Genomic DNA, 8,442 nt, shown 5'->3' on the forward strand with positions numbered 1-8,442 from the left:
GGCGGATCCGCTTCCGCGCCCGCGGCCGAATCTGTCCCAGCGGCCGGGGGGTGTCAAGACGGCGTCACGTCGTCCTCAGCCGCCCGCACTCCTGGACTCCCCCACCTCCGACAGCGCCCGTCGGCAGAGGGAATCCGCCGCGCGGGTGGTTTCGGGGAGGCGGAAGTCGCGGGCCAGGCGCAGGGCGTGGGCGCAGGCGTGGTCGAGGCTCACCCGGTGGCCGACGGAGACGAAGACGGGCTTGACGCCGTCCTGGGTGCGCAGGGCGCGGCCCACCTCCTCGTCACCGTCCAGGAGCGCGGACGTGTCGCCGCGGCGCGGGCCGGGTGGGGCGTAGGTGAAGGTGAAGGGATTCTTGGCGACGCCGATCGTGGGCAGGCCGGTGAGGACGCCGAGGTGGGCCGCGAGGCCGAAGCGGCGGGGGTGGGCGAGCCCGTAGCCGTCGCAGACGACCAGGCCGGGGGTGACGGTGAGCCGGTCGAGGGCCGCGAGCACGGTGGGGATCTCGCGGAAGGCCAGCAGGCCCGGCACATAGGGGAAGGCCACGCGGCCGACCGCCGTGGCCTCCTCGACGACGTCGAACGTCTCCGCGTCGAGCGCGACGGCCGCCGCCGCGACGACGTCCCGCTCGTCGTCGTAGGCCACGTCCACACCGACGACCACCAGCGGCTCCCCGGGCGGCGGCCCCGCCTCGTCCGTCACGACCCGGCCGCGCAACTCGTCCTGGACGGCGAGCGCTTCCGCCTCCGTCGTCGGCCAGTCGCCCGGCAGGTTCTCGTGGCCGCCGTGGTCAATGTGCGCAGTGGTCATAGTGCGGCTCACGTTAATCCAGGGGCGGGCGCGCCGGGCTCCCGGGGCGGGCACCGGGCGCCCCGGGCGCGTAGCCTGTTGATCATGTTTGTACTGGAGCTGACCTACATCGCCCCCGTCGAGCGCGTCGAGGCCGCCCTCGCCGAGCACATCGCCTGGCTGGACGCGCACTACGCGTCCGGTGTCTTCATCGCCTCCGGCCGCAAGGTGCCGCGCGACGGCGGGGTCATCATCGCCCTCGGCGACGACCGGTCGAAGATCGAGGAGATCGTGGAGAGCGACCCGTTCACCGTGGCGGGGGTGTGCGAGTACTCGGTCACGGAGTTCCTCGCGACGAAGACCGCCCCGCCGCTGGAGTCCTACCGGCAGGAACTGCCTTCCTGAGCCCCGCCGGTACCGGTCACCGGCCCGGCCGGGCGAGACGGGCGATCCGCCCCTTCTCCCCCGCCGCCCAGCAGCCGCGGTCGGGTGCGCAGTCGACCGTGTCGTACGAGCCGGGGTCGAAGGCGCGCCAGGTGCGGCCCGCGTCCGTGCTGAACTCGCTGCCGGTCGGTCCGACGGCGAGGGCGGCGGACCGGCTGTGCGGCAGCCAGGCCACGCCGGAGCGGTAGGCGGCCGGTGGCCGGCCCGAGGGTGTCCAGGTCGTGCCGCCGTCGCCGCTGAGGGCCGCGGCGGAAGGCGACGGCTGCCCGGCGCGGTAGTCGCCGCCGACGGCCAGCCCGTGCGCGCGGTCACGGAAGGCGAGCCCGAAGACGCCGCGCGCGGGGTCGCCGGCCGGCAGGGGCGTGTCGGTGGCCCGCCAGGTGCGGCCGCGGTCGGCCGAGTGGAAGACGCGGGACGTCGCGCCACCGCCGGTGGCGAACCACGCGTGGGATCCGGCGCGCGCGTCCGCGCCGACCACGCACTGACCGCTCGCGGCGAACGCCGCCTCGCCGGGCAGGGCCGCGGGCATCCCGACCGAGGGCAGCACCCGCCAGCGGCGCCCGCCGTCGTCGGTCGCGAGGATGTGGAACCTCCCGTCCACGGGGTCGCCGAGGGCGATGCCGTGGCGGGTGTCGAAGAACGTGAGGCAGTCGTAGAAGGCCTTCGGGTCGGTGTTGCGGAAGCTCTCCGCCCAGGTGGCGCCGCCGTCGTCCGTGCGGAAGACGCGCGAGGCCTCGCCCTCGCCGATCGCCAGGACCACCGCGCGGCGCCCGTCGAAGGCCTCCACGTCCCGGAATTCCAGTCCGCCCGCGCCGGGCGGCGAGACGTCGTGCCAGCGGCGTCCCCCGTCACGGGTGAGCAGCACCGTCCCCTTGGTGCCCGCCACCCACGCGGTGCTGCGGCTCACGGCGGCGAGCCCGCGGAACCGCGCGTCGGACCCGCTGGTCTTCGCCTCCCAGGCGGGCTGCCGCGGCATCTCCCCGGCCGGCTGCCGCAAGGCGTCCCGGGCCGGCTGCCGCAGGCCGTCCCCGCCGTGCGGGGCGGGTACGGCGCCCCGGGCGGGCGCGGTGCCCACGACGGCGAGCGCCACCCCGCAGACCCCGGCGAGCAATCCTCGTAACGACTTCCCCATCCGTCTCATAGGGCGGGAAGCTAGCCGACCGGGGGCGGCCCGTCCATGGCGCCGTTACCGAAGGAAACAGTCCAAGTTTCATCCTTTTGGCCGATCGGGTGTGACTGTACGGGCGATCCAAGGCCCGGCGGGCGCGCCTAGCGTGAAACGCATGACCCCCCTCCCCCTGCCGTGCCCCTTCGGCGCCTCTCCCGGGCCCCCGCGTCGACGGCACCGATGGCCGGTGGCCGTCCTGTGCGGCCTGTGGCTGATCGAGGGATGGGTGCTGAGCCGGGAGGCCGCGGACCACCCGGGTGGGCACCACGCGCACCTGGTGATGTGGGTCGCGGGTCTGCTGGTCGCCCTGTGCGTGCTGCCGTGGGCGGCACTCCCCGTACGGGCCCTGGCGGCCGCCGGGGTGTCGTGGTCGGCGACCGGCGCTCTGCTGGCCGTCGGGGCGCACGTGCCGCTCCTGGGGTTCGCGGAGAGCGCGGCGCTGCTGACCCTGCTGACGCTCGTCGCCCGGCGCGTTCCGGTACGGGCCGCCGTGCCGCTGGGCGTCGCGCTGGCCGCCGGGGTGCTCGCCGCGCCCGTGCGGGACGCGAACGCGCTCGGCACGACCGTCGTCGCCTACGCCCTCGTCGTGGCCGGGGTCGCCGCGCTGGGCCTGTGTCTGCGCTACCGGGATACCGAGCGGGCGACGGCGGTGGCCGCCGCGCGCGACGCCGAACGGTTGGAGCTGGCGGGCGAGTTGCACGACTTCGTCTCCCATCACGTGGCCGCGATGACCCTGCTGGCGCGCGCCGCCGGCTCGCTAGCGAAGGACGAACGCGTCGCCTCGTCCCTGCGGGACATCGAGGAGGCCGGCGACGAGGCGATGACGTCGGCCCGGCGGCTGTTGCGCGTCCTGCACCAGGACCAGCCCCACCGCGAGCCGTTGCCGGGGGTGGGCGGGCTCACGGAGCTGGTCGACGGCTTCCACCGGACGCATCCGGGCGCCCCGCGGGTCACCCTGCGCGTCGACCCCTGCTTCGACGCGGGCCTCGCCCCCGAACTGGCGGCGTCCGTGCACCGCATCGTCGGCGAGGCCCTGGCCAACGTGGCCCGGCACAGCCCCGGCGCCTCGGCCGTCCGCGTCACCCTCCGCCGGGCCGGCCACCGCCTGTTCGTGTCCGTGCGCGACGACGGCGCCGCCCCGGGGCGGCAGCCGCACCGCACGCCCGAGGACAGCGGCGGTCTCGGCCTCGTCGGCCTCACCGAACGGGCCGACGCGATCGGCGGCACGTTGACGGCGGGGCCGGTCCCGGGTGGTGGCTGGGAGGTCCTGGCGGCGCTGCCTGTCCGCCCGTAGGGCCGGTTTGTCCTGCCGACCGCGGGGCCGTCTTGCCGCCTGCGGCGGCGAACGCCCTGCGGGCGCGTTCTCAAACGCCGGACCGGCTTGATGTGGCCGAGCTCAGCCGCCAGGCCCGTCCGGCGGTTGAGGAGACAGCACAGCAGCCCGCTGGGGGCACCTCCCAGCGGTAGCCGGCGGAGCTCGAGGACACCGCCGCGCAGCGGAGGTACACCCGGCACGCCCGCACGGGCGGCTCAGCCGTACCAGCAGATCGTCCAGTGCCCGGCGCCCCACTCCAGGCAGTGGCGGGTGGGCGAGGGTGACGGGTTCGGTGCCCGGGTGGGGCTCGGGATCGGCGGTGGGGTGGTCGACGGGGCGACCGTCGGGGTCGGGGCGGGGGCCAGGGACCGGGTGGGTGCCGCGACCGTGGGCGCGGACGCGGCCGTGGGGGACGGACCGGGCGGCCGGACGACCGGGGGCGCCGTCGGTGTGACCGTGCGCGGGACAGCCGTGACGGAGGGCGCGGGCACACCCGGCGTCTGCCGTCCCGTCGCCCCGGGAGCGGGCGAGCCGGGTGCCGACGGCCCAGCCGGGCCAGTCGACTCAGCCGGGCCAGTCGGCCCAGCCGCCTCCGTCGCAGCCGTCGGCCCCGGCGCAGGCGAACCGGTACGCGCCGGCGCCGTCACCCCCGGGGCCGCGGCTTCCTGCCGCGGCCCGGTCCCGGTCCCGGTCCCGCCGGCCAACGCGATACCCGCGGCGACCGCGCCCGCCACCGCCAGCACGCCCACACCGGCCGCGCCCGCCGCGACCGGACCGGCCTGCCCCGTCCCGCCACGCAACAGCTGCCCCACGGACTTGAGCGCGCCCGACCCCGCACCGCCCGAACCACCGTGCGCCGCACCGGTCGCGCCCACCGTGCCCAGCACCGGCAGCAGGAACTTGCCCGCGCCTCCGGCGAACAGCACCAGCAGCGCCGGGCCGACGAGGGCGGGCAGCCGGTGGTTGGCCCGGGTCAGCAGGGCCATGCGGGCCCGGCAGTCGGGGCAGTCGGCGATGTGCGCGTCGAGCCCGTCGGACTGCCGGGCGGAGGCCACCCCCCGTACGCACGCGGGCATCCGCTCCCAGTGCTTCCCGCACGCCACCCGTGCCGGGGCACCCGGCAGGGCGCGCAGGAACGCCTGGCGCATGCCCTCGCGGGCCCGGTGCAGCAGGACGGCCGTGGCGCCGCGCCCGGCGCCGATGCGCCGGCCGACCGTCTCCAGCGGCTGCTCCTCCGCCTCCGCCAGCCAGAGCGCGGTGACCCAGCGGCGGGGCAGCTGTCCGAGGACCTTCGCGAGCAGTTCGACGTAGGCGACGCGCTGGAAGGGGTCGGAGCCGGCCGCGGCCGGGACGTCCGGCCAGGCGGGCCCGTCCACCGGGTCCTGCGGGATCTCCCGCGTCGCCCGCCCCACGGTGGTGGCGAGGTTCTTCACGGTGGTGGTGAGGTAGGCGGACACGTTGTCGATGTCGTGCCCGTCCCGCAGCCGGCGCCAGACCCTGAAGTGGGCCTCGGCCACGAGGTCCTCGGCGGCCCAGGAGTCGGCGGTGAGGGTGCGCGCGTACGCCACGAGCCGCGGGTGTTCGCGCTCGTAGAGCCGCGTGTAGTCGGCCGCTCCCGGCGCTGTCGAACGGTCGGTCATCGTGGTGCGCACTCCTGTCGGTGCCTCGCCGCGGGCGGGCGACTTCTCGGCAGGTCCGCCCACCCTTGGAGGCATTACCTAGAGTTCGCAAGCGTAGATCGCAAATGTCTCCCCCATCCAAGGGCAGTGACGCAGCTCACGCTCGATTCATGTGCACGAGGGCGATCGATATCCCGTCTCTCCAGCCGAAGAGGCAAGGACCCGCACCACCCGGAATCAAGCGCAAGGGAGCAGGCGTTGTCCACTCTCATCGACCAGGCCGTCCAGGCCCGGCTCATCGTCTCGGCCCCGCCGGCCCGCGCCGTTCCCGCGCGGCTGCGCTACGAGCGCTCCGATCCCTTCGCCGTGCACATCGCCTTCCCGCCCGCCGCCTCCCTCGACGGTGCGGAGGTCGAGTGGACCTTCGCCCGCGAGCTGCTGGCGACGGGCCTCAACACCTCGACGGGCTGCGGGGACGTACAGGTGTGGCCGTGCGGGACGGACCGTACGGTGCTGGAGTTCCACGCGCGGGAGGGGGTGGCCATGGTCCAGCTCGACACCGCCGAACTCCGCCGGTTCCTGGGGCGTTCGTACGAACTGGTGCCCGCGGGCACCGAGGCGGGTCACCTCGACGTGGACAGCGACCTCGCCGCGCTGCTGCGGGAGGCCTGACCGGGCGGTCCCGGCGGCGCCCACGGGACGTACGCGACCCAGTCGGTGCCCGGCAGCGGCCGGGGCAGCCAGTCGCGGGCGAAGGACGGCAGATGCCCGTCGCGGGGGTCGAAGAGGACGGCCGTCGGCTCACGGCCCGAGGTGCGGACGATGTCGGCGGCTGTGGTCGAGCGGTTGTTGCCCGCGGTCTGGGCGGACACACACCCCGCCGCGTAGGCGATGGGCTGCGCGCGCGGGCCGGTCACCAGGCAGGGTGGCTCTATGCCGAGGCGGCGCAGCGCCTCGGCCGCGCGACGGTAACGGACGGCAGTGTCACGGGCGTCGGCCGTGTTCACCCGCAACACCTCCACTTGCACGGAGAGATGGGCGACGAGCACCGCGCACAGCACGGCGGTCACGGCGTACCGCCGTCCGGTGGTGGGCACCGAGCGCACGGCCCGGGCGGCGAGACCGGCCACGGGCAGGGCGAGCAGGGCGTAGGCGGGGAGCAGGAAGCGGGGGGCGGAGTAGTCGAGGAGCAGGAGATAGGGCACGGCGACGCCGAGCGCGCAGGCGACGGGCAGCAGGGTGACGGCCGCCCCCTCCTCCGCGCGCCTGCGGCCCCGCACGGCGAGGCCGCAGGCGGTGGCGGCGACGGCGGGGAGCAGCAACCACCACAGCGAGTGGGTGAGCGGCGGTCCCGCGATGCGGCAGGGCCGGCACAGCTGCGGGCCGTCGAGACCACGGTAGGCGGCCCGGAATCCGGCGCCGAGGTGCGCGCCCATGTCCCCTTCGGTGTCGCTGGACAGGGCCAGCCGGTGGGCGATGCCGCCGAAGCGTACATACGCCTCGACGGCCCACTGGGCACCGCCGAGCGCGAGCCCGCCGAGGACGGCGGCCACGGTGCCCGGTCGGCGCCAGGCCCGTACGGCCGCGCAGCCGGCCAGCAGGGGCAGGGCCAGCCAGACCCCGTCGTGCGCGCGGCAGAGGGTGGCGCCGGCCAGGGCGATGACGACGCCGGCCAGGGCGGTGCCCCGGTCGGTGACGTCGTGGTGGGCGCGCAGGAACCAGCCCACGGCGGCGACGGCCGCGAGCGCGACCCAGAGGTTCGGCATGACCTCCGGGCCGCTGAGCACGGTGATCCACAGTCCGGCGAGGAGCAGCGCCGCGAGCGCCGGCCGCCCCCGTCCCAGCAGCGGCTCCCACACCTTGAACGCCGCGTACAGCGCGGCCGACGAGAGGAGCACCAGCACCAGGCGCAGGGCGAGGGTGGAGGACGTGAGGACGAGCACGGGCGCGACGAGGAAGCTGACGCCGCGTGAGCGCGGGGCGCTGAAGTAGGCGGCCGGGTTGTGGGGGTCGACCTGTGAGAGGTAGACGCTCTCGTCCCAGCCGAGCTCCATGTGCGCCACGGCGAAGCACAGTTGCAGCACCGCGTAGGCGAGCGCGACGGCCGCCAGGCGCGGATCGCGGCGGACCGGCCGGGTGGGTGCGGGCTCGGTGACGCGCTCGATGGTGGCCATGGTGCTCTTCTACCCCATCCGCGCCCCCGTGCGGGCCGTTCGAACGGCGGGGTGGTGTCAGGGCCGTTCGGCCCGGAGCCGGGAGGCGGCGATCTCGGCCTCGGCGGCGGTGCGGTCGGCCCAGCAGGCGCCGTCGACGGACTTGCCGGGTTCGAGCTCCTTGTAGACCTCGAAGAAGTGCTGGATCTCCAGCCGGTCGAACTCCGACAGGTGCCGTAGGTCCCGCAGGTGCTCGTGCCGTGGGTCCTGCGCGGGTACGCACAGGACCTTGTCGTCCTCGCCCGCCTCGTCGCGCATCCGGAACATCCCGATCGCGCGACAGCGGACGACAACGCCGGGGAAGGTGGGTTCGCTCGCGAGGACGAGGGCGTCCAGCGGGTCCCCGTCGGCGCCCAGGGTCCCTTCGATGTATCCGTAGTCCGCGGGATAGCGGGTCGAGGTGAACAACAGCCGGTCCAACCGGATGCGCCCCCGCTCGTGGTCCATCTCGTACTTGTTCCGGCTGCCTTGCGGGATCTCCACGATGACATCGAAGTCCACGGACGCTCCTCGGTAGGTGTCGGGCCACCATGGTGGCCCGACAGGCCACGCCCTGTCCGGGGTTCGGAGGCGACCCGGGCCCGGGCCCCGGCCGGCAACAGACGGCTGGGCCGTGTCCGGACGGTCTTGCCGCCTGCGGCGGGGAGCGCCCTGCGGGCGCGTCCTCAAACTCCCCCAGCTACCGCTGGGAGGTGCCCCCGGACGGGCTGACAGCGGCTGAGGTCAGCCAAAACCAGCCCGTCCGGCGTTTGAGGACCCCGCCGCGCAGCGGTGGTGCGCCCCACGACCGGGGCAGGCCCTAGGGCGCGTATTCGGTTGTGATCAAGGGCTGGTCCGGGTGAGGTCCTTGATCCAGATCAATGAAGCGCGCAGGTGGAGGCCGGCGAGGTAGCT

8 protein-coding genes are annotated in these 8,442 nt (G+C 75.3%); 3 read left to right on the top strand and 5 right to left on the bottom strand.

Translation table 11 applies throughout. The annotated features are described in order from the left end of the window. Nucleotides 1-75: 75 nt before the first annotated feature. Nucleotides 76-810, bottom strand: coding sequence for an endonuclease V (locus tag ACZ53N_RS11420; protein WP_469140675.1), 735 nt, complete (start codon nucleotides 808-810; stop codon nucleotides 76-78). 84 nt (nucleotides 811-894) lie between these two features. Between ACZ53N_RS11420 and ACZ53N_RS11425 the strand changes: the two genes are divergently transcribed. Further along, nucleotides 895-1,194 (top strand): YciI family protein, encoded by a 300-nt coding sequence (locus ACZ53N_RS11425; protein WP_356455038.1) that lies wholly within the window; start codon nucleotides 895-897, stop codon nucleotides 1,192-1,194. Between the two features lie 16 nt (nucleotides 1,195-1,210). On the opposite strand, the gene ACZ53N_RS11430 is transcribed toward ACZ53N_RS11425, so the two are convergent. After that, nucleotides 1,211-2,374 carry a WD40/YVTN/BNR-like repeat-containing protein gene (locus ACZ53N_RS11430; protein WP_469140676.1) on the bottom strand — a complete coding sequence of 388 codons (1,164 nt, stop codon included), beginning with the start codon at nucleotides 2,372-2,374 and terminating at the stop codon, nucleotides 1,211-1,213. Nucleotides 2,375-2,516: 142 nt separating this feature from the next. On the opposite strand from ACZ53N_RS11430, the gene ACZ53N_RS11435 reads away from it, so the two are divergent. Next, nucleotides 2,517-3,695 carry a sensor histidine kinase gene (locus ACZ53N_RS11435; protein ID WP_469140677.1) on the top strand — a complete coding sequence of 393 codons (1,179 nt, stop codon included), beginning with the start codon at nucleotides 2,517-2,519 and terminating at the stop codon, nucleotides 3,693-3,695. 236 nt (nucleotides 3,696-3,931) lie between these two features. Here ACZ53N_RS11435 and ACZ53N_RS11440 read toward each other — a convergent pair whose 3' ends face one another. Next, a complete protein-coding gene (locus tag ACZ53N_RS11440) occupies nucleotides 3,932-5,356 on the bottom strand; it encodes a sigma factor (RefSeq protein ID WP_469140678.1) in 1,425 nt (474 codons plus the stop codon). 237 nt (nucleotides 5,357-5,593) lie between these two features. Here ACZ53N_RS11440 and ssgD point away from each other — a divergent pair, with 237 nt between their 5' ends. Next, complete coding sequence (gene ssgD, locus ACZ53N_RS11445) at nucleotides 5,594-6,007, top strand: spore wall synthesis regulator SsgD (protein ID WP_469140679.1); 414 nt, start codon at nucleotides 5,594-5,596, stop codon at nucleotides 6,005-6,007. Here the strand turns inward: ssgD and ACZ53N_RS11450 are convergent. Then, the gene (locus ACZ53N_RS11450) at nucleotides 5,959-7,509 is read right to left on the bottom strand and encodes a hypothetical protein (RefSeq protein WP_469140680.1); all 1,551 of its coding nucleotides are present in this window, start codon (nucleotides 7,507-7,509) and stop codon (nucleotides 5,959-5,961) included. The two genes, ssgD and ACZ53N_RS11450, sit on opposite strands and share 49 nt — an antisense overlap. A gap of 57 nt (nucleotides 7,510-7,566) precedes the next feature. Further along, nucleotides 7,567-8,049 carry an inorganic diphosphatase gene (locus tag ACZ53N_RS11455; RefSeq protein ID WP_469140681.1) on the bottom strand — a complete coding sequence of 161 codons (483 nt, stop codon included), beginning with the start codon at nucleotides 8,047-8,049 and terminating at the stop codon, nucleotides 7,567-7,569. Nucleotides 8,050-8,442: the final 393 nt, after the last annotated feature.

The sequence above is a fragment of the Streptomyces sp. NPDC033229 genome (assembly GCF_055576875.1).

What these genes read in the sequence shown, in the direction of transcription:
- ACZ53N_RS11430 (WP_469140676.1), bottom strand. Translation starts at nt 2,374, where the DNA reads ATGAGACGGATGGGGAAGTCGTTACGAGGATTGCTCGCCGGGGTCTGC.
- ACZ53N_RS11420 (WP_469140675.1), bottom strand. Translation starts at nt 810, where the DNA reads ATGACCACTGCGCACATTGACCACGGCGGCCACGAGAACCTGCCGGGC.
- ACZ53N_RS11450 (WP_469140680.1), bottom strand. Translation starts at nt 7,509, where the DNA reads ATGGCCACCATCGAGCGCGTCACCGAGCCCGCACCCACCCGGCCGGTC.
- ACZ53N_RS11440 (WP_469140678.1), bottom strand. Translation starts at nt 5,356, where the DNA reads ATGACCGACCGTTCGACAGCGCCGGGAGCGGCCGACTACACGCGGCTC.
- ACZ53N_RS11435 (WP_469140677.1), top strand. Translation starts at nt 2,517, where the DNA reads ATGACCCCCCTCCCCCTGCCGTGCCCCTTCGGCGCCTCTCCCGGGCCC.
- ACZ53N_RS11425 (WP_356455038.1), top strand. Translation starts at nt 895, where the DNA reads ATGTTTGTACTGGAGCTGACCTACATCGCCCCCGTCGAGCGCGTCGAG.